At 70.3% G+C, this 25,803-nt stretch carries 20 protein-coding genes and 1 pseudogene; 14 read left to right on the top strand and 7 right to left on the bottom strand.

Annotated features, from left to right (window positions below; translation table 11 throughout):
* Window positions 1-111, bottom strand: a pseudogene (locus tag J4H91_RS15520) (leucine zipper domain-containing protein); the annotation flags it as partial.
* Between the two features lie 197 nt (window positions 112-308).
* Between J4H91_RS15520 and J4H91_RS06975 the strand changes: the two are divergent.
* Both J4H91_RS06975 and J4H91_RS06980 read left to right on the top strand, forming a co-directional pair.
* Entirely contained in the window at window positions 309-1,241 is a 933-nt protein-coding gene (locus J4H91_RS06975; RefSeq protein ID WP_208045543.1) for an aldo/keto reductase, read from the top strand.
* 72 nt (window positions 1,242-1,313) lie between these two features.
* Window positions 1,314-3,032: a hypothetical protein gene (locus J4H91_RS06980; RefSeq protein ID WP_208045544.1), complete on the top strand. Its 1,719-nt coding sequence runs from the start codon at window positions 1,314-1,316 to the stop codon at window positions 3,030-3,032.
* Between the two features lie 87 nt (window positions 3,033-3,119).
* On the opposite strand, the gene J4H91_RS06985 is transcribed toward J4H91_RS06980, so the two are convergent.
* A complete protein-coding gene (locus J4H91_RS06985; protein ID WP_208045545.1) occupies window positions 3,120-4,169 on the bottom strand; it encodes a hypothetical protein in 1,050 nt (349 codons plus the stop codon).
* Between the two features lie 238 nt (window positions 4,170-4,407).
* Between J4H91_RS06985 and J4H91_RS06990 the strand changes: the two genes are divergently transcribed.
* The 3 genes from J4H91_RS06990 to J4H91_RS07000 all read left to right on the top strand — a co-directional run bounded on the left by J4H91_RS06990 (window position 4,408) and on the right by J4H91_RS07000 (window position 8,373).
* Window positions 4,408-5,736 carry an MFS transporter gene (locus J4H91_RS06990; protein WP_208045546.1) on the top strand — a complete coding sequence of 443 codons (1,329 nt, stop codon included), beginning with the start codon at window positions 4,408-4,410 and terminating at the stop codon, window positions 5,734-5,736.
* Window positions 5,737-5,824: 88 nt separating this feature from the next.
* The gene (locus tag J4H91_RS06995) at window positions 5,825-7,180 is read left to right on the top strand and encodes a D-serine ammonia-lyase (protein WP_208045547.1); all 1,356 of its coding nucleotides are present in this window, start codon (window positions 5,825-5,827) and stop codon (window positions 7,178-7,180) included.
* A gap of 236 nt (window positions 7,181-7,416) precedes the next feature.
* Entirely contained in the window at window positions 7,417-8,373 is a 957-nt protein-coding gene (locus J4H91_RS07000; RefSeq protein ID WP_208045548.1) for an aldo/keto reductase, read from the top strand.
* A 26-nt stretch (window positions 8,374-8,399) separates the two neighbouring features.
* On the opposite strand, the gene J4H91_RS07005 is transcribed toward J4H91_RS07000, so the two are convergent.
* Window positions 8,400-9,578 carry an ROK family transcriptional regulator gene (locus J4H91_RS07005; protein WP_424960831.1) on the bottom strand — a complete coding sequence of 393 codons (1,179 nt, stop codon included), beginning with the start codon at window positions 9,576-9,578 and terminating at the stop codon, window positions 8,400-8,402.
* A gap of 103 nt (window positions 9,579-9,681) precedes the next feature.
* On the opposite strand from J4H91_RS07005, the gene J4H91_RS07010 reads away from it, so the two are divergent.
* From J4H91_RS07010 to J4H91_RS07050, 9 genes are all read left to right on the top strand, one after another.
* Window positions 9,682-10,782 carry a Gfo/Idh/MocA family protein gene (locus J4H91_RS07010; protein WP_243752742.1) on the top strand — a complete coding sequence of 367 codons (1,101 nt, stop codon included), beginning with the start codon at window positions 9,682-9,684 and terminating at the stop codon, window positions 10,780-10,782.
* Window positions 10,779-12,374 (top strand): sugar ABC transporter ATP-binding protein, encoded by a 1,596-nt coding sequence (locus J4H91_RS07015; RefSeq protein WP_208045550.1) that lies wholly within the window; start codon window positions 10,779-10,781, stop codon window positions 12,372-12,374. Before J4H91_RS07010 ends, J4H91_RS07015 begins: the two co-directional genes overlap by 4 nt.
* The gene (locus J4H91_RS07020) at window positions 12,371-13,423 is read left to right on the top strand and encodes an ABC transporter permease (RefSeq protein WP_208045551.1); all 1,053 of its coding nucleotides are present in this window, start codon (window positions 12,371-12,373) and stop codon (window positions 13,421-13,423) included. The genes J4H91_RS07015 and J4H91_RS07020 overlap by 4 nt, the downstream gene beginning before the upstream one ends.
* On the top strand, window positions 13,420-14,547 hold the full coding sequence (locus J4H91_RS07025; protein WP_208045552.1) for an ABC transporter permease: 1,128 nt from the start codon (window positions 13,420-13,422) through the stop codon (window positions 14,545-14,547). The genes J4H91_RS07020 and J4H91_RS07025 overlap by 4 nt, the downstream gene beginning before the upstream one ends.
* Complete coding sequence (locus J4H91_RS07030; RefSeq protein ID WP_208045553.1) at window positions 14,544-15,743, top strand: substrate-binding domain-containing protein; 1,200 nt, start codon at window positions 14,544-14,546, stop codon at window positions 15,741-15,743. The genes J4H91_RS07025 and J4H91_RS07030 overlap by 4 nt, the downstream gene beginning before the upstream one ends.
* A gap of 273 nt (window positions 15,744-16,016) precedes the next feature.
* Window positions 16,017-16,883 carry a sugar phosphate isomerase/epimerase family protein gene (locus J4H91_RS07035; RefSeq protein WP_208045554.1) on the top strand — a complete coding sequence of 289 codons (867 nt, stop codon included), beginning with the start codon at window positions 16,017-16,019 and terminating at the stop codon, window positions 16,881-16,883.
* The gene (locus J4H91_RS07040; RefSeq protein WP_208045555.1) at window positions 16,880-17,896 is read left to right on the top strand and encodes a sugar phosphate isomerase/epimerase family protein; all 1,017 of its coding nucleotides are present in this window, start codon (window positions 16,880-16,882) and stop codon (window positions 17,894-17,896) included. The genes J4H91_RS07035 and J4H91_RS07040 overlap by 4 nt, the downstream gene beginning before the upstream one ends.
* A gap of 374 nt (window positions 17,897-18,270) precedes the next feature.
* A complete protein-coding gene (locus J4H91_RS07045) occupies window positions 18,271-19,482 on the top strand; it encodes an alpha/beta fold hydrolase (RefSeq protein ID WP_208045556.1) in 1,212 nt (403 codons plus the stop codon).
* 32 nt (window positions 19,483-19,514) lie between these two features.
* Window positions 19,515-20,339: an alpha/beta fold hydrolase gene (locus tag J4H91_RS07050; protein ID WP_208045557.1), complete on the top strand. Its 825-nt coding sequence runs from the start codon at window positions 19,515-19,517 to the stop codon at window positions 20,337-20,339.
* A gap of 57 nt (window positions 20,340-20,396) precedes the next feature.
* On the opposite strand, the gene J4H91_RS07055 is transcribed toward J4H91_RS07050, so the two are convergent.
* From J4H91_RS07055 to J4H91_RS07070, 4 genes are all read right to left on the bottom strand, one after another.
* Window positions 20,397-21,728 carry a dihydrolipoamide acetyltransferase family protein gene (locus tag J4H91_RS07055; protein ID WP_243752743.1) on the bottom strand — a complete coding sequence of 444 codons (1,332 nt, stop codon included), beginning with the start codon at window positions 21,726-21,728 and terminating at the stop codon, window positions 20,397-20,399.
* Entirely contained in the window at window positions 21,725-23,917 is a 2,193-nt protein-coding gene (locus J4H91_RS07060; protein WP_208045558.1) for an alpha-ketoacid dehydrogenase subunit alpha/beta, read from the bottom strand. The genes J4H91_RS07055 and J4H91_RS07060 overlap by 4 nt, the downstream gene beginning before the upstream one ends.
* A gap of 159 nt (window positions 23,918-24,076) precedes the next feature.
* A complete protein-coding gene (locus J4H91_RS07065) occupies window positions 24,077-24,604 on the bottom strand; it encodes a VOC family protein (RefSeq protein ID WP_208045559.1) in 528 nt (175 codons plus the stop codon).
* A gap of 78 nt (window positions 24,605-24,682) precedes the next feature.
* Entirely contained in the window at window positions 24,683-25,639 is a 957-nt protein-coding gene (locus J4H91_RS07070) for a cyclase family protein (RefSeq protein WP_208045560.1), read from the bottom strand.
* Window positions 25,640-25,803 lie beyond the last annotated feature (164 nt).

Consider the following 25,803-nt stretch of genomic DNA (forward strand, 5'->3'; position numbering starts at 1 on the left):
GCGCGAGATACCCATCGCGGCAGCGATATGGGATTGTTTCCAGCCCTGCTGATGACGTTGAATGATCAATCGCCTACCAGCAGGAGTCAGACGGGCGTTACGGTGGGTCACGAGAACCTCCGGGAATAGGTGAAGACGTTAGACATCTCCACTAAGCCCGGAGGTTCTCCTGTTTCACAAGCCCGTCGCTGCTACCAACCTCCTGACCGGGTACACCTAGGTCGTGCGGGTGGGCGCCCCGGGGTGCCGGGGCGTCCCTGCAGCGTCGCACTGTCGGAGATCGCGAGGGATCGCGGTAGCGTGATGCCATGCGCACCTTCACCCTGCCGGGAACCGAGCTGACCGTGTCCGACGTCGTGCTCGGGCTCATGCGGATCCAGGACAAGACCGACGAGGAGGTGCGCGCGCTCGTGAGCTCCGCTCGCGACGCCGGGATCAACTTCCTCGACCACGCCGACATCTACGGCGACGGCGTGCACGGTTGCGAGCGCCGCTTCGGCGAGGCTGTGCGGCTCACCCCCGCCGAGCGGGAACGGTGGGTGATCCAGTCGAAGACCGGGATCGTGAAGCAGGGCCCCTATTTCGACTTCTCGTACGAGCACATCGTCGAGTCCGTGCACGGCTCGCTCGAAGCCCTCGGCACCGACTACCTCGACATCCTGCTGCTGCATCGCCCCGACGCCCTGGTCGAGCCCGAGGAGGTCGCCCGCGCGTTCGACGATCTCGCCGCGGCAGGCAAGGTGCGCGCGTTCGGCGTCTCGAACCATACGTCCCACCAGATCGAGCTGCTGCGCCGATACGTCGAGCAGCCGCTCGTCGCGAACCAGCTGCAGCTGTCGATCACGCACGCGCCGATGATCGCGCAGGGTCTCGCGGCGAACATGCAGGGCCTCGAGCAGTCGGTGGCGCGAGACGACGGGGTCCTCGACTACTGCCGCCTGCACGACATCACCGTGCAGGCGTGGTCGCCGTTCCAGTCGGGCTTCTTCGACGGACCCTTCCTCGGTTCCAGCCGATTCCCCGAGCTGAACGCCGCCATCGATCGCCTCGCCGCGCGGTACGACGTGTCGGCCGAAGCGATCGCCGTCGCGTGGATCACCCGGCACCCCGCGCGCATGCAGGTCGTGCTCGGAACGACGACGCCGCAGCGCGTCTCCGCTGCCGCACAGGGGTCCGAGGTGCGGTTGAGCCGCGCGGAGTGGTACGAACTCGTGCGCGCGGCGGGGTATCTCGTGCCGTAGGCCGCCCGCCCCGCCGGTCGCGGCGGGGATGCGGAGGCACGGTTCCGGAACACGGCGACTACGCTGACAGGCATGAGTGCGACGATGCCCGAACCCGAAGATCTGCGACTGTGGCGCGAGCGGCAGCGCGCGGGCCTGCCGACGCCGTGGGAGGATGCCGGGATCCGCCTCCTCGAGGACGACGAAGTGCCGGAGCTGCTCGACGACTCGTATCTCACCGAGGACGACCTCGCGGAACCCGGCATCCGTGCCAACGTGCGCGCGATGGCCGAGACGAACGCCCTCATCGCGTGGGTCGCCGAGGAAGATGGGGAGAGGGCGTACGGCTACTGGAACGGCCCGGCGGATCCGTCCGCCGCCGCCGAGGAGCAAGCCGACGGCGGAGCCGCATCCGGGCCGGCGCTCGTATCGCTCGACACCGAGGGCCAGTACATGATGCTGGCGGGACGCACGCTCACCGAGGCGCTGTGCGCGGAGGCCGCCGAGTACGAGGACGGAAACTTCGCAGCTCTGGTCGCGCGCGCCCGCGGACTCGCGGCGGAGACGGACGCCGGGCTCGCGGCGTCCCTGGTCACAGGGGAGGCGATCGCCGAGCTGCGGAACCCCGCGATCGAGGGGCCGGGCAGGTATCGGGACGCCCGATACGCCGCCCTGCGTCAAGAGGATTCCGGCGAAGGCGCCGAGGAGCCCGATCCCGCGCCGGATCCCGTTCCCGCCCCCACCGCGCCTCCCGCCCCCTCCGAACTCCCGGAGGACCTGCTGCGGTGGAGAGCACGCGCGGCGGCCGGCGAGACCGCCCCGTGGGATCGCTTCGGCGTGCGCTTCCTCGCCGAGGCCGAGCTGCCGAGCGAGGTGGTGAGATCCGAAGCCCGCGCGGCCGAGTCGGGCGTCGAGCGGGATCGGATCGAGGCCGAAGCGACCCGGGCCACCACCGAACTGGCGACCTGGGTGCTGGAGAGCGACGATGGCGTGGCGCTCGGCTACTGGCACGGCCCAGAGGGCACTCCGACCGATGCGGCGCCGCTCGCCCTGCTCGAGCCCTCGGAGTGGTTCGACGCCGTGCGGGGGCGCACGCTGACCGATGCCATGTGCCTCGCGTTCGGCGAGTACGAGGACGAGCTGATCGCGCCGCTCGCGCGGGAGTGCCGGGCGCTCGGATTCGAGGTGGCGGCCGACGCGTACGACGACTTCCCGGAGCCGCAAACCGATGGCCCCAGCACCTATCGCTACGAGTTCAAGAAGCGGCTCGAAGAGCGCGCGCGGACCGCCGGGATCGAGGCCGCCGAAGCCGCGGCAGAGGAGCGGGCGCGGCGCAGCGCGATGGCGCCGCGGGCGGAGGCGGTCGTGACGGGCGAACTGCCGACACTGATCGCGGCGCTCGGGCACGGCGCCGACGACGCCGAGGCGCAGGCGGCCCTCGCGCTCTTCGGGCCGCCGTTCGAGCGCAGCCAGTACCCGGTCGGCGCGGTCACCCGGACCTATTACGTCGCCGAGCGGAAGCACGCGGAGCTGATCTTCGAGGACGGTGTCCTCGAAGACGTCAGGATCTGGGTCAGGGGCAGCGATGAGCGCGGGGCGTACGCGCGGCCGGAAGGCCTCATCGACGGCGTCGGCCCCGATACGACGCGGGAGCAGATCCTCGAGCGCTTCGGGACTCCCGAGTGGTCGAACGCCCACGCTGATCGGTTCTGGACCGCGGAGGACGCCCCGAACCGGGTGTTCGTGCGCTTCGAGTACGTCGACGGACAGGTCTCGGATATCTCCTTGACCCGCGAATCACCGGAGCAGTGAGGGGACGACCGCGGGTGAGCGCAGGGACGCGGCAACCCGCACATGTGGCAGGGCGCCGGCGAGTTCAGGGAGAGGGACCCGACGGGTTCAGCCGCCCTCGCCGCCGAACAGGAACTTCCTGACCGCGCCGCCCTGCTTCGGCATGAGCGCGCGCAGCTCGCCGTCTACTTTGCTGGGGCGTTCGATGCTCTCGGAGGTGTACCAGGCGCGATCCCGGGTTCCGGATGCGTCGAGGCCCCACGCGGCGAGCACGTCGATGAGGCGCGACGCCGATCCGAACGCCCACGCCCAGATCTCGGGGTCGAGCGTCGACAGCTCGCCGAAGGAGCTGTAGGCGTAGATCCAGTCGCGCTCGACCTCGATGTCGAAGGATTCTGCGAGCTCGGAGAGCAGGGACGCGGCGGGGCCGTCGATGAGCGCCTCGGCCGTGGCCGCGCGCGCCGCATCGAGCTCGGGTTCGAGCTTCGCTCTGCGCTTGGCCTCGGCCCCGGCCTTGCGCCCGAACTCCGCTTTCAGATCCGCCTTCGCCCTGCTGGTCGTCGACCATTTCGCATCGACGTAGGCGGTGAAGCCGAGCGACGGCGGCAGTTCCAGCCGGGTGGCGCGCTTGCGGAAACTGTCGACCGGGGTGACATCCGGTTCCGAACGCTCGAAGTCGAAGAATCCGGCCACGTTCACGACGGTCGAGGCCGCCGCCAGCACCGTCGCGGCGCCGGGGCCGCGCGCGGCGAGGTACATGCGGGGCAGGTCGAGGCAGTGACGGATCGCGATGTAGCCGCGACGCGACGGCGAACCGTCCCCCTCCGCCTTCCAGTAGCGCCAGCCGTGGTTGCCGACCTCGATGTGCGGCGCGCCCGCCGCGGGGTCGGTGTCGGGGTCGCCGTCCATGACGATCGTCTCGCAGGTCCCGTCGAGCACGAGGCTCGGCATGGGCACGATCCGGTTGCGCACTTCGGACCACGAGGAGTAGAGGAGCCCGTTCGCCTTCGCGAACTCGGCGAGCGCGTCGTGCTGCGCGCCCGTCAGCTGCCGCCCCGGCAGCACCGAGCCCAGTTTCGCGAGGGGGTTGCGGCTGCGCCCGGCGCCCTCGAGCGGGTCGGTCTCGAACCAGTACTCCTGCTGTTCCCGTGCGACCATCTCGCTCCCCTTCCGGCTGGTTCCCATTATCGGCGCTCGGAAGGGCGGGCATGAGGCCATCGCAGCTCAGGAGCGGGATCACGGCTCAGGTGGGGAGAATCCCGCCAGAACGTGCGCCCGAGTTGCGAACCCCGGCCTGAGCCGCGGTCCAGACCAGAACCGCGGCCCGCGGCCCGCCCCGACCCCCGGCCCTGAACCCCGGCCCTCGGCTCCGCAGTACAGTGGAGTCGGAGGTTCCATGACAGACTCGGCGAGAAGCGTACTGCTGCGCTTCGCTCCGATGATCTACGGGCCGACCACGTTCTTCGCGCTCGGCGAGGGTGCCGTGATCCCTCTCATCCCGATCATGGCGGCGAAGCTCGGCGCCGACCTCGCGCTCTCCGGGCTCGTCGCGTCGACGCTCGTCATCGGCCAGCTGTGCGGCAACATTCCCGCCGGCTACCTCGTGGCGCGGCTGGGGGAGCGCGTCACCATGGTCGCGGCCGGCATCATCGCGATGCTCGGCGCTGCGGGCATCGCCTTCGCGCCGAGCGTGGGGGTGCTCTCCGTCGCGGTCTTCGTGGTCGGGCTCTGCGCGGCCGCGTTCGCTCTCGCCCGCCACGCCTTCATGACCACGCGCGTGCCGCTCTTCTACCGCGCCCGAGCGCTCTCGCTGCTCGGCGGATCGTTCAGGTTCGGTCTCTTCGCCGGCCCGTTCCTCGGGGCCCTGCTGCTCGGGCTCACCGGCGTGGAGGCCTCGGCGGCGTGGTGCTTCGCGGCGTGTCTGGTCGCGTGCGTGCTGCTCGTCGGCTTCGGTCCCGACCCGGAGGCGCGGCTGCAGGCCGGCTCGGGCGAGGGATCCGCGGGCTTCCGCGAGGGATCCGCCCACCCCGCGAACCGGGCGGAGCGGGCCGATGGCGCCGCCGACACCGGTGAGCCGGTGACGAGCGGAATCGCGGTGCCCGGCGCGGGGCGGCGACCGGGGGTCTTCCGTACGATGGTCGAGCACCGCGGGGTTCTGGCGCGTCTCGGCCTCGCGGCGGCCTCGCTGTCGGCCGTGCGCTCGGCCAGGCTCGTCGTGCTGCCGATCTGGGGCGTCTCCCTCGGGCTCGATGCGCAGACCATCTCCCTGGTGGTGGGCATCTCGGGCGCCATCGACTTCGCGCTGTTCTACGCGGGCGGCCAGGTGATGGACCGTTTCGGCAGGCTCTGGGCCGTGCTCCCGGCGATGCTGCTGATGAGCTCAGGCTTCATCGCGCTCGCGTTCACGCACGATGCGCCGGAGGCCGCGATGTGGTTCGCCATGTTCGCCGCCGTGATCGGCGTGGGCAACGGGCTGTCGAGCGGCATCCTGCTCACCTTCGGCGCCGACGTAGCGCCGAAGGGCGATCCCGCGGCGTTCCTCGGGTCGTGGCGCACGCTGACCGACGCCGGGGGAGCCGCCGCGCCCGTCATCTTCTCGGGTATCGCCGCGGTCTCGACGCTGGGCGTGGCGACCGGCGCGATCGGCGCGATCGGTCTGATCGGCGCGCTCGGCATGCTGCGCTGGGTGCCGCGCTTCGTGCATCGCCGCCCTCCCGCCGGTTGAGCCGCGCGGCGGTGAGGGATCCCTCCCCCTCATCGGTCGGCCGAACCGCGCCCTCGTGGGGTACGTGCGTCCGCGTTACGGTGGAGGCATGAGTACCGCAACGATTCACGGCGCGACCCTCGAGGAGTGGGAGCGCCGGCTCCCCGTGATCTCGGACCTGGTCGGTCTGCGGGAGACCGAGTGGTTCTCGCCGCACACGGCCCCCACCGCCGAAGCGATCGCGGATGTCGGACTGACCCGCGCCGACATCGACGACGCGGCCGCGCGGCTGCGGCGCTTCGCCTCCTACTTCCGGGAGGTGTTCCCCGAGACGGGGGCGACGCAGGGCATCCTCGAGTCGCCGCTCGTGGGAGCGCCGAAGCTGCACGCCGCACTCGCTGAGCGGGCGGGCCGCGAACTGCCGGGATCCCTCTGGCTGAAGCTCGACAGCGAGCTGCCGATCTCCGGTTCGATCAAGGCCCGCGGCGGCATCTACGAGGTGCTGCAGCACGCCGAGCGGCTCGCGATCGAGGCGGGCATGCTGAGCCTCGACGACGACTATGCGAGGATCGCCGGCCCGGAGTTCACCGAGTTCTTCAGCCGTCACGCCATCGCGGTCGGCTCGACGGGCAACCTCGGGCTCTCGATCGGCATCATCAGCGCGAGGCTCGGCTTCCGGGTGACGGTGCACATGTCTGCCGACGCGCGCGCGTGGAAGAAGGACCTGCTGCGCTCGCACGGCGTCACGGTCGTCGAGTACGACTCCGACTTCTCGGAGGCGGTGCGGCAGGGCCGCGAACTCGCGGACGCCGACCCCGACTGCTACTTCGTCGACGACGAGAACTCGACCAGCCTCTTCCTCGGGTACGCCGTCGCCGCGCGCCGCCTCACGGGGCAGCTGCGCGCCTTCGACGTGGCGGTCGACGAGGAGCACCCGCTCTTCGTGCACCTGCCGTGCGGCGTGGGCGGCGGGCCCGGGGGCGTCGCATTCGGCCTGCGCACCGAGTTCGGCGACCACGTGCACCCGATCTTCGCCGAGCCCACCCACAGCCCGAGCATGCTGCTCGGCGTCGCCACGGGCCTGCACGACGGCGTCGCGGTGAACGATTTCGGCATCGACAACGTGACCGCGGCCGACGGGCTCGCCGTCGGCCGTCCCTCGGGCTTCGTCGGCAAGGCGATGCAGCGCCTCATCGACGGATACGTCACGGTCGACGACGACACCCTGTACCGGCTCCTCGCGCTGCTCGACGCGACCGAGGGGCTGCGCGCCGAACCGTCGGCGATGGCGGGCGTGGTCGGCCCGGAGCGGGTGGCGGCGTATTCCGAGTATCTGGAGCGGCGAGGGATCACTGCCGAGCGCTTCGCCCGCGCGACGCACATCGCGTGGGTGACGGGCGGCAGCATGGTGCCCGACGACGAGATGGAGGGCTACGTGGCGCGGGGGCGCGAACTGCTCGGCTGAGGTGAGGCGAGGGATCCCCGCCTGGTCGCACCTTTCCTTCTCCCGTCTTCCTCTCATTCCGGTCGCGCGGCCCGACCTCCCCGCGACCTGACCCCGTGTGCACGAGCTGACCCCGTATTCACGTGCATAAAGGTGTCAGCTCGTGCATACGGGGTCAGCTCGCGCATGAGCTCGCGCGTTGCGCCTGGTTGCGGGGGCCTGGAACCGCGGGGCCCGATGTTGATAGCGTCGAAGGCATGACTATCGCGCGCACCACCATCGGAAGCTCGGATCTCGAGATCGCACCGCTCGCCCTCGGAGGCAATGTGTTCGGCTGGACCGCCGACCGCGACGCCTCGTTCGAGGTGCTCGACGCCTTCCTCGCGGGCGGAGGCGACTTCGTCGACACGGCCGACGGCTACTCGCACTGGGTGCCGGGCAACGGAGGCGGCGAGTCGGAGACCGTGATCGGCGAGTGGTTCGCCGCGCGCGGCAACCGCGACGACGTCGTGCTGGCGACGAAGGTGTCGACGCACCCGCAGTTCTCCGGGCTCGCGGGCGACAACGTGCGTGCCGCAGCCGATGCCTCGCTGCAGCGACTGCAGACCGACCGCATCGACCTCTACTACGCGCACTTCGACGACCCCGAGACCCCTCTCGAGGAGACCGTCGCCGCCTTCTCGGGTCTCGTGGACGCCGGCAAGGTGCGCGCCATCGGCGTCTCGAATTACACGGCCGAGCGCGTCGAGGAGTGGCTGCGCATCTCCCGCGAGGGCGGCTACCACCTGCCTGTCGCCCTGCAGCCGCACTACAACCTCGTCGAGCGCGACTTCGAGACCAACGGCCTCCGCGACGCGGCCGAGGGGGCCGGGCTCGCGGTCTTCCCGTACTTCTCGCTCGCCAAGGGTTTCCTCGCGGGCAAGTACCGCGACGCGGGCGACGTTTCGGCGGAGGGCGCGAGCCCGCGGGCCGGCCAGGCCGCCGAGTACCTGAACGACCGCGGTCGCGCGGTGCTCGCCGCGCTCGACGAGGTCGCCGCCGCGCACGGCGCCGAACTCGCGACCGTGTCGCTGGCGTGGCTGCGTTCCCAGCCGACGGTCGCCGCCCCCATTGCGAGCGCCCGCAACCTCGAGCAGCTCCCGGCACTCCTGGCATCGCTCGAGCTCGAGCTGACAGCCGAGGAGCTCGAGCGCCTCAGCGCGGCCTCCGCGTAGGTCGAGGGCTCGCCGCGCCCGAGCCCTCAGCCGCCCAGCGCCGCGGCGATGCGGTCGGGCGAGAGCGCGGCGTCGATCGCCAACTGCGCGGCGCCGAAGATCGCGGCGTTGCCGGCGGCCCGAGACGGCGCGATGGTGAGGTGCTCGGTCGAGAGCGGGATCGAGCGGGCGTAGACGACCTCGCGCACGCCGGCGACGAGGTGCTCGGCTGCCTGCGCCATCGTGCCTCCGATGACGATGGTGGACGGGTTCATGAGGCTGACGCACGCGGTCAGCACCTCGCCGATGTCGCGGCCGGCCTGCCGGATGGCCTGGATAGCGGCGACGTCGCCGCTCTTCGCGAGCGCGACGACGTCGCTCGGGCGGGCGAGCGGGCGCTCGGGCACGCTGAGCGCGCGGGCGAGGGCGCGTCCCGATGCGGCGGCCTCGAGGCAGCCGCGGTTGCCGCAGGGGCAGGGGACGTCGGCGGCTCGCGCGAGCGCGACGTGGCCGATGTCGCCGGCTGCGCCGTTGGCTCCGCGGCGCAGGGATCCCCCCGAGATCACGCCTGCACCGATGCCGCTCGCGACCTTCACGAAGATGAGGTCGGTCACGCCGGGCCAAGCGCTGCTCTGCTCGCCGAGGGCCATGATGTTCACGTCGTTGTCCACGAGCACGGGGGCGTCGATCTCGGCCCTGATCGCGGCCGGGATGTCGAAGCGATCCCACCCTGGCATGATGGGCGGGTTGATCGGGCGGCCCGTCGAGAACTCGACCGGTCCGGGCACGCCGATACCGACGCCGGTGACCTGCTGCGCCGTGTAGCCGATGCTCGGCAGCAGCTCCGCCGCGGAGCGGAGCAGCCAGGCGATGGCGGCCTCGGGGCCTTCGGCGATCTCGCGCGGCTCCGATGCCTCGGCGAGCAGTTCTCCGTCGAGGTCGGTGACGGCGACGCGGGCGTGCAGCGCGCCGAGGTCGGCCGCCAGCACGACGCCGGCTCGGGGGTGGAACGCGATCTGCGAGGAGGGGCGACCTCCCGTCGAGGCCGCGTCGTGCACCGGTGCGACGAGACCGAGTTCGAGCAGCTGGTCGATGCGCTGCGTGATCGTGGGGCGCGAGAGGCCCGTGAGCTGGGCGAGTTCGGCGCGCGTGCGCGGCCGACCGTCGCGCAGCAGTTGTAGCAGGCCGCCCGCGGTCGAGACGAGGGGCCCGGTCTGTGGGGGGATCGGCAACACGCTTTCAGTTAAGCACAGCCTCAAGTCGATAACGGTTTGGTTACTTATGAAAGATGCTTGACAAAAGTAGTTCTCGAAGTTGCATGATGGGCATATGCCCACACCGACAGTGCTGTCACCCAGGTCGCCGCGCATCGGCATGCTCGGCGCCGGTTTCATGGCGCGCACGCATACGGCCGCGGCGCGAGTCGCCCGAGCCGATCTCGCCGCCCTCGCCTCCTCGTCGCCGGAGACGGCCTCCCGGGCCGCGGCCGAGCTCGGCTACGCGAGCGCGACGACCGCCGATGAGCTCATCGCCTCGGGGCTCGACGTCGTGCACGTCTGCACGCCGAACCCCACCCACGTCGACTACGCGCGGGCGGCACTGCGAGCCGGCGCGCACGTGATCTGCGAGAAGCCGCTCGCCACGAGCGCCGCCGAGGCGCGGGAGCTGGCCGCCGAGGCGGAGCGGGCCGGCCGTCCCGGCGCCGTGCCGTTCGTCTACCGCTACCATCCGATGGTCCGCGAGGCCCGCGCCCGCATCGCCGAGGGGGAGGCGGGAGCCGTTCTCACGATCTCGGGCCACTACCTCCAGGACTGGTTGCTCGACCCGGGCGACGACGACTGGCGCGTGAGCTCCGAGAGCGGCGGACCGTCCCGCGCCTTCGCCGACATCGGCTCCCACCTCGTCGATCTGCTCGAGTTCGTGAGCGGCGATCGGATCGCGCGGCTCGCGGCCGTCACCCGCACGGTGCACCCCGAGCGCGGGGGCCGGGCGGTCACGACGGAGGACACGGCGGCGCTCGCCGTCGAGCTCGCGGGCGGCGGCATCGGCACCCTCCTCGTCTCGCAGGTCGCCCCGGGCCGGAAGAACGGCCTGACCCTCGAGATCGCGGGCTCGCGCGAGAGCCTGCGCTTCGAGCAGGAGGACCCGGAACGGCTCTGGGTCGGCAGGCGGGGCCACTCGCTCCTGCTGCGTCGCGATCCGGACACGCTCGGTGCCGACGCTGCGCGGCTGTCACCGCTGCCCGCCGGGCATCCGCAGGGCTACCAGGACGCGTTCAACGCCTTCGTCGCCGACGCCTACGCCGCCGCGGCCGGCGAGACGCCCGCCGGACTGCCGACCTTCGCCGACGGGGCCCGCGCGGCCGTCATCACCGACGCCGTGCTCGCATCTGCCAGCGCCGGCACCTGGGTGGAGGTGAGCGCGGAATGAGCGCGATCGCCCCGGATCTCCCGCCGACACCGAAGGCTTCGACCGCCGTCGCGACCGCGGCGCCGGTACTCTCCGTCTCCGATGTGCGCAAGCAGTTCTTCGGCGTCGAGGTGCTGCACGGCGTCTCGCTCGAGCTCGTTCCCGGCACGGTGCACGGCCTCGTCGGCGAGAACGGTGCGGGCAAGTCGACGCTCATGAAGATCATCGCGGGCGTGCACCGGCGCGACGGCGGCGACGTGCGGTTCGACGGCGCGAGCGTCGACTTCGGCCACCCGGTCGAGGCGGCGGCCGCGGGTGTCGCGACCGTGTTCCAGGAGTTCAACCTGCTGCCGGACCGCACGGTCGCCCAGAACGTGTTCCTCGGCCGCGAGCCGCGCCGCCGCGGCTTCGTCGACGTCGCCGCGATGCGCCGCGACACGGCTGCCCTGCTCGACGACCTCGGCATCGCGGGCATCTCGCCCGACGCCGCCGTGGGCGGCCTGACGGTCGCCGAGCAGCAGATCGTCGAGATCGTGAAGGCCCTCTCCGTCGACGCCCGGGTGATCTCGATGGACGAGCCCACGGCCGCCCTCGCCGACCACGAGGTCTCGATCCTGTACCGCGTGATCCGCCGCCTGCGCGACCGGGGCGTCGCTATCCTCTACGTCTCCCACCGCCTGAAGGAGATCTTCGACCTCTGCGACACGATCACCGTCATGAAGGACGGCTCCCTCGTTTCGACCGGTCCGGCTGCGGAGCTCGACCAGGCCACGCTCGTGCGTCGTATGGTGGGGCGCCCGATCAGCGCGTTCTTCCCCGATCCCGAGCCCGGCACCGAACGCGGCGCAGCGCTCGTCGAGGTGCGCGGCGGCGGCAACACGCAGCTCGACGGGATCGACCTCGAGCTGCGCGCCGGCGAGGTGGTGGGGCTCTCGGGCCTCCAGGGATCGGGCCGCACGGAACTCGTCGAAGCCATCTTCGGCGCCGCGCCCTTCACCCGCGGCGAGCTGCGCGTCGGCGGCTCCGCAGTGCGCATCGCGCGGCCGCGGCAGGCGGTGCGGCGGGGGATCGCCCTCGTCACCGAGGATCGCAAGCGCACGGGCCTCGCCCTGAACCAGTCGATCCTCGACAACGCGCTGCTCGCCATCCGCAGCGTATTCCCCGGGCGTACGAGGGCCAAGCGCGCCGAGATCCCCGGCGTCTTCACCTCACTCGAACTCGTGAGCCAGGGCCTCGGGCAGGAAGTGCAGGCGCTGTCCGGCGGCAACCAGCAGAAGGTGGTGCTCGCGAAGTGGCTCGCGACCGGGCCGCGGGTCGTGCTCCTCGACGAGCCGACGCGCGGCATCGACGTGGGCGCGAAGATCGCGGTCTACCGCCTGATCCGATCCCTCGCCGCGCAGGGCGTGGCGATCCTGCTGGTGTCGAGCGAACTCCCGGAGGTGATCGGCATGGCCGACCGGATTCTCGTGATGCGCGACGGTCGGCTCGCGGGCGAACTGTCCGCGGGAGCGAGCGAGGAGGCCGTGCTGGCCCTCGCGACCGGAGCGGAGGAGGGCGAGGGATCGGCGCCGACCGTCCGACCCGCCGCGGACCGGAACGGAGGCGCGCGATGAACTCGCTCTCGGCGCGCCTGCGACGCCTCGACACGACCGCGATCGTCGCCATCGCGCTCGTCGCGGTGCTCGTCGTGAGCGCGGTGCTCGTCGCCACGCTCGGCCGCAACCTGTTCAGCCCGGGCAGCATCCGCGACATCCTCACCGGCATGAGCGTTCTGGGCTTCGTCGCCATCGGCCAGACGCTCGTGGTGCTCGGCGGATCCCTCGACCTCTCCGTGCCCTACGTCGTCAGCCTCACGAGCCTCGTCGCCGCTCAGACCATGAACGGCAGCACCGGGATGATCGTGCCCGGCGTGCTGCTCGCCCTCGCCGTCGCGGCGCTCGTCGGCCTCGCGAACGGCCTGATCGTCACCTACCTCCGCGTGCACGGCTTCGTCACGACGCTCGGCGTGGGGCTCATGCTCAAGGGCTACCTCGACACGAACTACCAGGGCACGGCCGGAGAGGCGCCGTGGGCGTTCCAGTTGTTCGGCGCCACGGGCATCGGTCCCGTGCCGATCTCGACCATCGTGATGCTCGCCTGCGCCGGGATCGTCGCCCTGCTGCTCGCCCGCAGCAGCTTCGGCCACCACCTGTTCGCCGTCGGCGGCAATGCCGAGGTGGCGCGCCTCTCCGGCGTGCGCACGCGGCGGCCGCTCATCGTCGCGCACGTGCTCTGCTCGGTGTTCGCGGGCCTCGCGGGTCTGCTCCTCGCGAGCCGTCTCGGGCTCGGCAGCCCCACCGTCGGCTCGCAGGGCGGCTACGACCTGCTGTCGATCGCCGCCGTGGTGCTCGGCGGGACGCTGCTCGCCGGCGGCCGCGGCTCGATCTGGGGCACCATCGGGGGCGTCGCGATCTTCGCGGTGCTCGACAACCTGATGAGCGTCGCCCAGGTCAACCCGTTCCTCAAGGACGTGGTGCGCGGCGTGGTGATCATCATCGCGGTCGCCGTCTACTCGCGCCGGCGCACGGTGGCGCGCCGCGAGCGCTTCACCCGAACGGGGGACGCGGCGCCGAGCGGAGCCGCCGTCACCGCGCCGACCGCGAGCGAAGGGAGCATCCGATGAGCGCCGCATCGACGACCGCCGGGGCCGGGCGCCTCGCGAGCCTCGGCCGCCGCCTCGTCAGCCCGCGCGGAGCGGTCTACCTGCTGCTGGTGGTGCTCCTCGTCGCCGTCGCCGTGCTCAACCCCTCCTTCGCGGAACCGGGTCAGCTCGTCCGCTACATCCAACGGGTCGCGCCGATCGCGATCGTCGCGATCGGGCAGTACTTCGTCATCGTGAGCGGCGAGTTCGACCTCTCGCAGGGGTCCCTCGTCACCACTCAGGTCGTGCTCGCCGGCACCCTCATCGGGCAGGACGACGCGAAGACCCTGCCGGTGCTGCTGCTCCTCATCGGCATCGGCATCGGCGTCGTCGTCGGCATCGTGAACGGCCTCGTCACGACCCTGCTCCGCGTGCCGTCGTTCATCGTGACGCTCGGCATGATGCTCGTGCTCTACGGCGGCGTCATGTGGCTCACGGGAGGCGCCGCCACGGGCAACCCCGCCGACTCGTTCCGGCAGATCGGCCGCGGGGGCATCACGGGGCTGCCGGTCATCGGCCTGCTGCCGTGGAGCGTGCTCGTGCTCGCCGCGGTCGTCGCGCTGGCCGTGTGGCTCACCCGCAGGCCCTTCGGCCGCAGCCTCATCGCGATCGGCGACAACCCCGCGGCGGGCGCCTTCGCCGGCGCCTCGGTGTGGAGCACCAAGACGACCGCCTTCGTGATCTCCTCGCTCAGCGCGACCACCGCAGGCGTGCTGCTCGTCGGCTACGCGGGCGTGCACCCCTCGGTCGGGAGGGGCTACGAGTTCATCGCCATCACGGCGGTCGTGCTCGGCGGAGTGGTGCTCGGTGGCGGCCGCGGCACGGTGTGGGGCGCGCTCGCGGGCGCCTTCGCGCTCGAGACCCTGTTCACCCTGCTCAACTTCACCTCGATCCCGTCGACGATGCGCGACGCGATCCAGGGCGCCATCATCATCGCCGCGGTCGCCTACTCCGGCGCCGTCTTCCGCAGCCGCCGGCGCGCCCCCGCAGCGGTCACCGCACCACCCGGATCCCCCGGGTCATCAGCGACGGGGAGCACCCCGTCACCCGATCCCGCCGGCATCGCCGCCGCGCGGGGCGACGATACGAAGGAGAATCGATCATGAAACGATCGCTGAGAGTCACGGCGGGCCTCGTCGGCGCGGCGTCGCTGATCCTGCTGGCGGGGTGCACGACCGATCCGTCGGTCGAGGCCCCGAAGGACGGCGCGGAGGAGACCGCGACCGACTGGTTCGATCAGGAGCTCTACGACAAGCAGGACGCCGAGCGCTCCGTCGTGCCCGAGGGCCCCGAGGAGCAGCCCTACCTGCAGACCATCAACGCCGAGCTGCGCGACACCGCCGAGTTCGCCTCGTCCGGCCCGAAGAAGCTCTGCTTCGCCAACGCCTCGATCTCGAACCCCTGGCGCCAGACCGGCTGGATCACCATGAACGAGCAGTTCAAGGTGCTGCAGGAGGCGGGCGTCTTCTCCGAGATGGAGACCCGCGACGCGAAGGACAGCGACGACACCCAAATCGCCGACATCGACTACTTCATCTCCGAGGGCGACTGCGACGGCTTCATCATCTCGCCGAACTCGACCGCCGCGCTCACCCCGGCCGTCGAGCGCGCCTGCGAGACCGGGAAGCCCGTCGTCGTCTTCGACCGCGGCGTGCAGACCGACTGCGCCGTCACCTTCATCCACCCCATCGGCGGCTTCGCCTGGGGCATCGACACCGCAGAGTTCCTCAGCGACAACCTGAAGGAAGGCGACAAGGTCGTCGCGCTGCGCATCCTGCCCGGCGTCGACGTGCTCGAGCAGCGCTGGGCCGCCGCCGAGAAGATCTTCGAGGAGAACGGCATCGAGGCGGTCGACTACTTCACCGGCGCCGACCCCGCCGAGATCAAGAAGATCATCTCCGACGAGCTCGCGAAGGGCGATGTGCAGGGCGTCTGGATGGACGCCGGCGACGGTGCCGTCGCAGCGATCGAGGCCTTCGAGGACGCTGACAAGGACTACCCGGTCATGACCGGTGAGGACGAGATGAGCTTCCTGCGCAAGTGGAAGGACACGGGCCTCACCGGCCTCGCCCCCGTCTACTCGAACTTCCAGTGGCGCACGCCGCTGCTCGCGATGCAGAAGATCTTCGCCGGCGAGCAGGTGCCGCAGGAGTGGGTGCTCCCGCAGAGCCCCATCACCGCCGAGGAGCTCGACGGCTACCTCGAGGCGAACGAGGGCATGCCCGACGGCCACTACGCCAAGTTCGGCGGCGAGGACCTTCCGGGCTACCCGAAGCTCTGGCAGGATCGGGTCATCCCGTAGTAGGTCTGCCCGGTGGGGCGGAGGCCGCGGAGACTTGGGCAGGGAACCCCGGCGCGTCGCAAGCGCCGGGGTTCCCGCGGGAACGAATCTCTCGGAGACTAGGGCAAGGGATCCCCGCGTGTTTGTTCACGCGGCCGTGTGCCGCGGTTCACGTCGCTACGAAACGCTGGCGCGTTTCGTTTCACGCGACGTGCACGCGAACCTTGATGCGTCTCCGAGAGCTTCGCTCCCGCGGGCACGACGAATGAGCGATGAACCCGGTGAGGGGGCAGCATGCAGCGAGAGCTCGGAGTGAACACGTGGGTGTGGGCGTCGCCGCTCGACGACGCGGGCCTGCTCGCGATCGCGGAGCGGGCGCGGCGCATCGGATACTCGCTGCTCGAGCTGCCCGTCGAGACGCCGGGCGACTGGACGCCCGCGCTCGCCGCCGAGCGGCTCGCCGAACTCGGCATGGGCGCCCGGGTGGTCGGTGCGATGGGGGAGGGGCGCGACCTCCTCGATCCCTCGACCCGCGCCGGCACGCAGGCCTACCTGCGGCACTGCGTCGACGTTGCAGTGGCGGTCGGATCGCCCACCGTCGCAGGTCCGTTCACGGCCCGCACCGGGCGGGTGTGGCGCATGACGGCCGCGGAGCGCGCGGACGCCGTGCGGGCACTGCGCGGATCCCTCGCCCCTCTCTCGGACTATGCCGCCGAGCGCGGCGTGACGCTCGCCATCGAGCCCCTCAACCGCTACGAGACGAGCCTCATCAACACCGTGGAGCAGGCACTCGACGCCCTCGACCCCCTGCTGGGCCCGGGCCTCGGCCTCGCGCTCGACAGCTACCATCTCAACATCGAGGAGCGCTGCCCCGCCGCAGCCATCCGAGCCGCGGGCTCCCGCATCGCCGTGATGCAGGTGTGCGGCAACGACCGCGGCCCCGCAGGGCCCGACCACACCGACTGGCCCGGCATCCTCGACGCGCTCGACGACGCGGGCTACGCCGGCCCGCTCACCCTCGAGAGCTTCACCGGGGACAACGACACGATCGCGACCGCCGCATCGATCTGGCGGCCCCTGTCCGAGAGTCAGGACGAGCTGGCCCGCATCACCCACGACTTCCTCACCGATCTGCAGCAGCGAAGGAGCCGCCGACCATGACCCACGAGGCATCCCATCCCGTCACCCTGTTCACCGGCCAGTGGGCCGATCTGCCGTTCGAGGAGGTGGCGCGGCTCGCCGCCGAGTGGGGCTACGACGGCCTCGAGATCGCGGCGTCGGGCGACCACCTCGACCTCGCTCGCGCCGACGAGGACGACGCCTACCTGCGCTCGCGCCTCGAGATCCTCGAGCGCCACGGGCTGCGGGTCTGGGCGATCTCGAACCACCTGGCGGGGCAGGCGGTCTGCGACGATCCCATCGACTTCCGGCATCAGGCCATCGTGCGTCCCTACGTGTGGGGCGACGGGGAGCCCGAGGGCGTGCGTCGGCGCGCGGCCGAGGACATGCAGCGCGCGGCCCGCGTCGCCCGCAAGCTCGGCGCCGACGTCGTGACCGGCTTCACCGGCTCGAAGATCTGGCCCTACGTCGCGATGTTCCCGCCCGTGCCGCAGTCGGTCATCGACGACGGCTACGAGGACTTCGCGCGGCGGTGGAACCCGATCCTCGACGTGTTCGACGCCGAGGGTGTGCGCTACGCCCACGAGGTGCATCCTTCCGAGATCGCGTACGACTACTGGACGACCGTGCGCGCGCTCGAGGCCGTCGATCACCGGCACGCCTTCGGCCTCAACTGGGATCCGAGCCACCTCGTGTGGCAGGGGATCGACCCGATCGGATTCATCGTCGACTTCGCCGACCGCATCTGCCACGTCGACTGCAAGGACACCAGGCTGCGGCCCTCCACCGGGCGCGCGGGCATCCTGGGCTCGCACCTGCCGTGGGGCGACCCGCGCCGCGGCTGGGATTTCGTGTCGACCGGACACGGCGACACTCACTGGGAGGACGGTTTCCGGGCGCTGAACTCGATCGGCTACACCGGCCCCATCTCGATCGAGTGGGAGGACGCGGGCATGGACCGCCTGCACGGCGCTGCCGAGGCGGTCGAGCGCATCCGCGCCCTGCTGTGGAAGCGGCCGGAGGCCTCGTTCGACGCGGCCTTCTCGAACCAGTAGGGCCCCTTCGTCGCGCAGCGATGATGAGAAGGCGTCGACGTCGGATCAATCAGAAGTAGCCAATTAGAAGAATTGTCTCCTATGTGCGCCCTCGCGACTCGAAATACTGGGGTGAATCCGTATAGAAAGCCGTAAATGAATCCAATTTCTTGACTTTGAAGGTGCGAGCGGGGCAGACTGCCGATAGACCGTGTGACGGACCGGCGTCGCTTCTCAGCGTTGAGAAGGGAGCGATGACGCGCTGCGCGCAGTGCGCCCCGGACTTCCGCGGTGTATACGACGATCACGCCCCGGTGCATCGGCGCACCGGCGAACGGGCGCGGTCGCAGACCCGTCCCCGCACGAGAGGGACGGCCGAAGGGAAGGTTGGATCGATGACCGCAGCGCTCAGCACCCAGTGGTGGAAGGCCCTCGCCGAGGAGCTCAATTCGGACGCGCGATGGCTGAAGAACGCGCGCTGGATCGAGGCCCGCTTCGAGTTCGATTTCGGCGACGGGATCGCGACCCTCGACGTCGACAACGGTCGCATCGTCGCGGTGGGCGAGGGCGCCCACCCGCACGGATCCACCGTCTACTTCACCGCGCCCCGCGACGAGTGGGAGGCGATCGCGAGCGGGGAGAAGGACTTCTACCTCGCGCAGTCGCCCGAGCCGATCGGCCGGCTGCGCTACACGGGCGACGCGCTGCTCGTGCTCCGCAACCTCGTCTCGATGCTCGTGCTCACCCAAGCCATGGCGCGGATCACGCGCGGCGAGGCCCAGCGCCCGGCGCCGTCGCCCGGCCCCCGCCCCTCCGGCAAGGAGACCGTGGGCCGCTACATCATGGTCGACGGCGTGCGCACCTACTACGAGGAGGCCGGCGACGGCGACAAGGTCATCGTATGCTTCCACGCCGCGAGCCAGGACACGCTCATGTACCGCCACGTGCTCGACGGGCTCTCCGACGAGTACCGCGTGATCGCAGTCGACGCGCCCGGTCACGCGAAGTCTCTGCCGCATCCCGGCGGTCATTTCACGAGCATCACGCAGCACGCCGAGTTCAACGAGAAGTTCATGGAGGCGCTCGGCCTCGTTCGCCCCGCGATCATCGGCTGCTCCTTCGCCGGCAACCAGGTGCTGGAGCTCGCGGCCCGTCGCCCCGGAGCCTACGCCGCGATCGTCTCATCTGAGGGCGCCGATTACACCCCGACCGTGTCCCAGATGTTCCTCGACGTCATCGAGGTCGACGGGCATCAGGTCGTGGAGGGCTGGGCGGAGTCGCTCACGGGCGATCGCACGCCGCAAGACCGGGCCGACGAGGTGCTGTGGCAGATCCGCCGCAATCCCCCGGAGGTGATGTGCGCCGACCTCACCGGCTACGGCAACTTCGACCAGCGCGACATCATGGGCAATATCACGGACCCCGTGCTCCTGCTCCGCGGCGACGCCGACTGGCTGGTGTCGCAGGCGCAGGTCGAGGCCACCCGGAGCCGCGTCCCCGGTTCGGAGATCGCGGTGCTCGCGGGCACCGGTCACTACCCGATGAGCGAGAACCCGTACGAGTACAACGAGACCGTGCGCACCTTCCTCAAGAAGGTCGGATTCTGAGCGGGCAAGGGCTCGGCAGGAAGGAGAACACCATGACGACGAGTCTCATCCCGATCAATGGGATCAAGATGTACGTGGCCGACACGGGCGAGCAGGACCTGCCGGTCGTGCTCTGCCTCCACTCGCTCTTCCTCGACTCCCGGATGTTCGACGGCTTCGTCGAGGTGGCGAAAGGGAGGTACCGGGTCGTGCGGCCCGAGTTCCGCGGGCAGGGGCGCACCGACCGCGACACGGTCGAGGCGATCACGATGGATCAGGACGCCGACGACATGTTCGCGCTCATCGAGCACCTGGGGCTCCGGGACATCAACATGATCGCCCAGTCCATGGGCGGCGACGTCGCGGTGCGGCTCGCCGCGCGCAGGCCCGAACTCTTCCGCTCGCTCGTGATGGCGGGCTCCTCCGCGTGCAACGAGCCCGACGAGCAGCGCGAGGAGTTTCTCGGGTGGATCGGCCGTGCCGGTGAGCAGGGCTTCATCAACGACAGCCTCGAAGAGACCATGGCGATCATGTTCGGTCCCACCAGCCGCAACACGACCGACCCGAAGCGCAAGGCGGCCGTCGCGCTCTGGGAGGACCGGATCGGCGCGGTGCACCGCAACCTCTACCCGGCGATGCGGGGCGTGATTCTGCGCGAGAACGCCGTGCCCCTGCTGCCGCGGATCACCTGTCCGTCGCTCGTCCTCTCGGGCACGGAGGACACGGCGCGCCCGCCGGCGTGGGCCAAGCAGGTGGCCGACGGGATCCCCGATTCCGAGCTGATCGTGATGGAGGGCGTGGGTCACAGCCCGACGCTCGAGGTGCCGGACGAGGTGTACCCGGTGATCCTCGACTTCTTCGATCGCCACAATCCCTGACGGGGAACGGGAGAGGCCCCCGCGGGAATCCGCGGGGGCCTCTCCTCGTCCTCGTCGTCAGACGAGGATGCTGAGCGGCTGCTCGATGAGCTCCTGGAACTTCTTCACCAGGCGGGCGGCGACCGCCCCGTCGATCGCGCGATGGTCGGCGGAGAGCGTCACCCGCATGACGGAGGCGATCGCGATCTCGTCTCCCTGCGCGACGGGCTGCCGGATCGCGGCGCCCACCGCGAGGATCCCCGCCTGCGGCGGGTTGAGGATCGCCGAGAACTCCGGCACGCCGAACATACCGAGGTTGCTCACCGTGAAGGTGCCCCCCTCGAGCATCTCCGGGCGGATCCGGTTCTCGCGGGCCGCCTCGGCGAAGCCGCGCGCCTCGCGCGACACGGCGTCGAGGCTGAGCGAGGCCGCGCCCCTGATCACGGGGGTCACGAGGCCGCTCTCCGTCGCGATCGCGACCGCGAGGTTGACGTCCTCGAAACTCAGCATCTCCTCGTCGGTCCACATCACGTTGGCCTCGGGGACGGCGACGAGCGCCTTCGCGATGGCCTTGAGCACGAGATCGTTGACCGAGATCCTGGTCTCGCGGCCGGCGTTGATCTCGGCGCGCAAAGCGAGCAGGGCGTCGACCCGGCAGTCCGCGCTCACGTAGTAGTGCGGGACCGTGGTCTTGCTCTCGGTGAGGCGACGCGCGATCGTCTTGCGCATGCGGGTGTGAGCGGCCGAGGTGCGGGCGGGGAGCCCGGAGGGCGCCGCGAGGGATCCGGCCGGCGCTGCGGGGGTCGGCTCCGACGCCGGGGCGGGCGCCTGCGTCGTTGCGCGCTCGGCGAGTGCACGCTCGATGTCGCGGCGGACGATCCGGCCGGAGGGGCCGCTGCCGACGATACCTGCGGTGTCCAGGCCGTGCTCTCGGGCGAGGCGCCGGGCGAGCGGGCTCGCGAAGCGGCGCTCGCCGTCCGCTGCGGCGTAGGTGGGAGCGGCCGGGGCAGGCGCAGCCTGGGCCGGAACCGCGACGGGGGCGGGAGCGGGGGGCGTGGAGGGTGCCGGTGCGGGTTCCGCAGGCGCCGGCTCGGCAGCCGGCACCGCGGTCGCGCTCCCGTCGCCGAGCGCCGAGACCGCGCTCGCCACGTCGGCGTCGCTCTCGCCGTCACCGCGCAGCACGGCGATGGGCGCGCCGACGGCGACGTTGTCGCCGGCCGCTACGAGCAGCTTCGCGACCACGCCCGTGTGCTCCGAGGCGAAGTCGACGACGGCCTTCTCGGTCTCGACCTCGGCGAGGGTGTCACCCGCGGCGACGGAGTCGCCCTCCTGCACCGACCACGTCGAGATGGCGGCTTCGGTCACGTTCGCCAGAACCTCCGGCATGTAGACGACGGTTGCCATGGTCATGCCTCCCGGATCTCGATGCCGACATTTCGGGCTGTGCGGGTCAGGCCCTCCACGACGTCGTCGACGTCGGCGTTCGCCGCGGCCTCGAGCACCTTCGAGATGCTCGGAGAGGCCTCGCGGCCGTGCACCCGCTCGACGGGCTGGTCGAGGTAGTCGAAGAAGCGGCGCTGGATCTCGTCGGAGAGCCAGCCGCCGTACGATGTGCCGACGGCGCCCTGCTCGACGATCAGCACGTTGCCGGTCTTGCGGACGCTCTCGCCGATGGCGTCCCAGTCGAGGCTCGCCCGGTCGAGCCAGCGCAGGTCGATGAGGTCTGCGCTGATACCGGTTCGGTCGAGGGCCTCGGCGGCGATCGCGACCATGTTGAGGTAGCTGATGACCGTCAAGTCGTCTCCGGTGCGCCGGACCGCCGCCTTGCCGAGTTCGATCTGGTAGTCGAGATCATCGACGGGCGCCTTGCCCGTCGAGGCGTAGAGGTCGACGTGTTCCATCACGACCACGGGATCCTCGAGTTCGAGGGCCGCGTTCATGAGTCCGATGTAGTCGAAGGGGGTCGAAGGGGCGACGATCCGGAAGCCCGGGTTGGTGGCGAAGACGCCCGCCGGGTCCATCGTGTGCTGCGAGCCGTAGCCCGATCCCTGGGCGAGTTTCGAACGGAGTACGAACGGCACCCGGTTCGTGCCGCCGAACATATGACGCACCTTGCCGACCTGGTTGAAGAGCTGATCGGCGGCGACCCACATGAAATCGGCGTACATGAACTCGACGATGGGGCGGTACCGCCCCTCGAGCGCGACGCCGAGCCCGAGTCCGGTGAACGCGTTCTCGCTGATCGGCGTGCCCAGGATACGATCCGGGAAGCGCGCCTTCAGGCCCTTGGTGGCTCCGTTGGTGCCGCCGTTGAGACGGTGGATGTCCTCGCCCATGACGACGACATCGCCCTGCTTCTCCATGCGGTTGCCGATGACACCCGAGACGACGTCGATGAACTTGACCTCCTTGAGCTCGCCGCCGAAGGTCGCCTCCTCCTCGAGGCGCGCGCCCGCCAGTTCCGAGGCGTCGCCGCGGATGCCCACGTCCACGAAGCCGGGATCCGGCCAGAGCTCGTCCTTGATCTTGCGCTTGCCGTCGGGCAGGGGCACGGTAACGGTCTCAGCGGCCTTGCGCACTGCGGCGAGGGATCGCTCGCGCAATGCGTCCACCTCCTCGCGGGTGAGGTGCCCGAGCTTGATCATCTCGCTTTCGACGCGGGCGATCGGATCCCTTTCGCGCCACTCGGCCTCCTCCTCCTTGCTCCGGTAACCGAAGGCGCTGCCGGGGTAGGGGCCGTTCTGGTGGAAGTAGCGGTAGACGTCGGCCTCGATCACGACGGGGCCGCGGCCGGTGCGGAGATACTCCTCGGCCTCCTGCATCGCGAGGTGGACGGCCAGCGGGTTCATGCCGTCGACCTTCCACGAGGGGATCGCGAAGCCGAGGCCTCTGGCGCTGAGGCGGGTCTCGGCGGTGGCCTCCTCCACGTTCGTCGAGACGGCGTAGCGGTTGTTCTCGATGAAGAACACGAGGGGCAGCTTCCACGCAGCCGCGAGGTTCATGGTCTCGAGCACGGAGCCGATGTTCACGGCCCCGTCGCCGAAGTAGGTCGCGGTGAGGTCGCCGTCGCCGCGCTGCAGCTGCGCCCAGGCGTTGCCCGCAGCCATGGGCACGCCGCCGCCGACGATCGCGTTCGTGCCGAGCGCGCCGGCCTCCCACCACTGCAGGTGCATCGAGCCGCCGCGCCCCTTGCAGTAGCCGGGGGCGAGGCCGAGGATCTCGGCGAGGGTGCGGTCGAGAACCTCCTGGACCCGGGCCGAGACCTCGTCGGTCGGGGCGATGCCGTCGGGCGCGACGTAGCCGAGCGCCTTCGCGAGGAACTGGTGGTGGCCGCGGTGCGATCCGTTGATGGCGTCGGCCGCGCGCATGCCGACGATCGAGCCGACGGCGCCGCCCTCCTGGCCGATGCTCGAGTGCGCGGGGCCGTGGACGAGCCCCTCGCCCGCGAGTTCCAGCACCTGCTCCTCGAAGGCGCGGATGAGGTGCAACTGGCTGAGCATGGTGCCCAGGAGTTTCGGGTCGGCGTTCTTCCAGTCGGCTGCCGTCGTCTGCAGCTCGACCCATCCCTCTGCGGGTGACAGGCGGATCTTCTTGGTCATATTCGTTCCTTAACGGTGTGCGTCGTCTCGGTGCGGGCGGTCTCGGCGATGAGACCTGCGTCTGCGCGTGCGAACGGCATCGCCTCCATCAGACACAGATATTGTATCCAATTTGAAAGATCCTGTGGGGCGGCCTCCTGGAATTGCCCCGATCCATTCCTACTCGGCGGGGTCGCGTGGATCCCATAGCTTCACCGGGGGGTGCTCCCTCTCGTAGCGCTTGCCGTTCGGGAAGCTCACGAGTTCGAACTGCATGCCCCAGGGCGAGAGGAAGTAGACCCAGCGCTGCCCCGTCGAGTACGACGAACTCTCGGTCGCCTCGCCGAGCACGCGGATGCCTTCGGAGCGGAGGTATTCGATCGCCTCGTCGAGGTCGTCGACGTAGAAGCCCAGGTGATGGCCGCCGATGTCGCTGTTGCGGGGCTGCGGTTGCGGGGGATCGTGGGGTTCGTACTCGAACACTTCGAAATTCGAGCCGTTCTTGCAGCGGTAGAAGTTGAGTCGGCGCATGACGGTGCGCGGGTGGACGTTCAGGTGCTCGAGCATCCAGTCGTCGTCGGACCGGAACGGGCCGAGCGAGTAGACGAGATCGCAGCCGATGATCCTGGTGAAGAAGTCGTGAGCCTCGTCGAGGTCTGGGACGGTGAAGCCGATGTGGTCGGTGCCACGGAGAGCGGGGAGGGGCATGGGGTGCTTTCTGATCGTGAGCGGAAACAGGTGGGCCCGGACCCCAGAGGGGTCCGGGCCCATGCAGGGGAGCGCGTGCTACTTGATGACCACCGGGTTCACCGGCGCGCCGGTGCCGCGGTAGACCTTCAGCGGACCGGCGGCGTAGAAGAAGTCCCACTGACCGTCGGCCGCGCAGTCGTCGGCGAGCTTGTCGAGCAGCAGGATCTCGGCGAGAGTCACGCCGAGGTTGCGCATGAGCGCGCTGTGCAGCGGCAGCACGACGCCGCTCTCGGGCTCGACCGTGACCTCGTTGGCGATGGTGTCCGTGCAGAGATTCGGAATCTCCATGTCCTGGAACCACTGGACGAGCTCGGGAGTGTAGGTGAGGCCCGGCTCGAGGAAGTCGCGGTAGAACTCCTCGGACGGCGTGTAGTAGAAGGAGCCGATCCACCCGGTGCGGATGATGAGGATGTCGCGCTTCTGAATGGTCACGCCCTGCGCTTCGGCTGCGGCCAGCAGATCCTCGTGCGTGAAGGTCTCGCCGCGGCCGAGCACCTGCTTGCCGCGGAAGCGAGCCATGTCGATGAGCACGGCGCGGCCCGCGATGCCCTTCTCGGCGATCGGGAGGATGCTGGCCTTCTTCAGTCCTCCCGTGGTGGTCTCGGCGGCGAAGCCGTTCCAGATGTGATCGCCGTACCAGACGTGTCCGAGCGCGTCGTACTGGGTGCTGCCCTGGAGCGGCATGGAGATGTGGTCGTCGGAGTCCTCCATGCCTCCGGCGTAATCGATGCCGTTGCCGTTGAGGAAGTCGCTGCGGTCGCGCACCTGGAAGCGCTGGGCGAGCGGGCGACCGGGCCAGATGGGGTCGCCGCCGGGCATGCCGATCGGCACCCCGAGGGTGAAGACCTTGCCCGAGCGGATCGAGGATGCGCCCTCCTTGATGACCTCCGGGGTGAGGTAGTTCAGACCGCCGACCTCGTCGTCCTCGCCCCACTTGCCCCAGTTCTTGGGGGCGTCCTTCAAGAGTTCGCTGATGTGCAGCTGTTCGGCCATGCTGTTGTCTCCTTTGATCGAATCACGGTCGGGCGATCGATCCGGAATGCCTTCGCGCAGGCTCCGCGGTGGCTTCCTCACGATCACCAAAACTCAATTACGTATTCAATCACACTATTCAGAGTCGAGGCCAGACCGGATTTATGGGGAATCTGACTCTTGAT

Source organism: Leucobacter ruminantium (assembly GCF_017565705.1).
GTDB classification, from domain to species: domain Bacteria; phylum Actinomycetota; class Actinomycetes; order Actinomycetales; family Microbacteriaceae; genus Leucobacter; species Leucobacter ruminantium.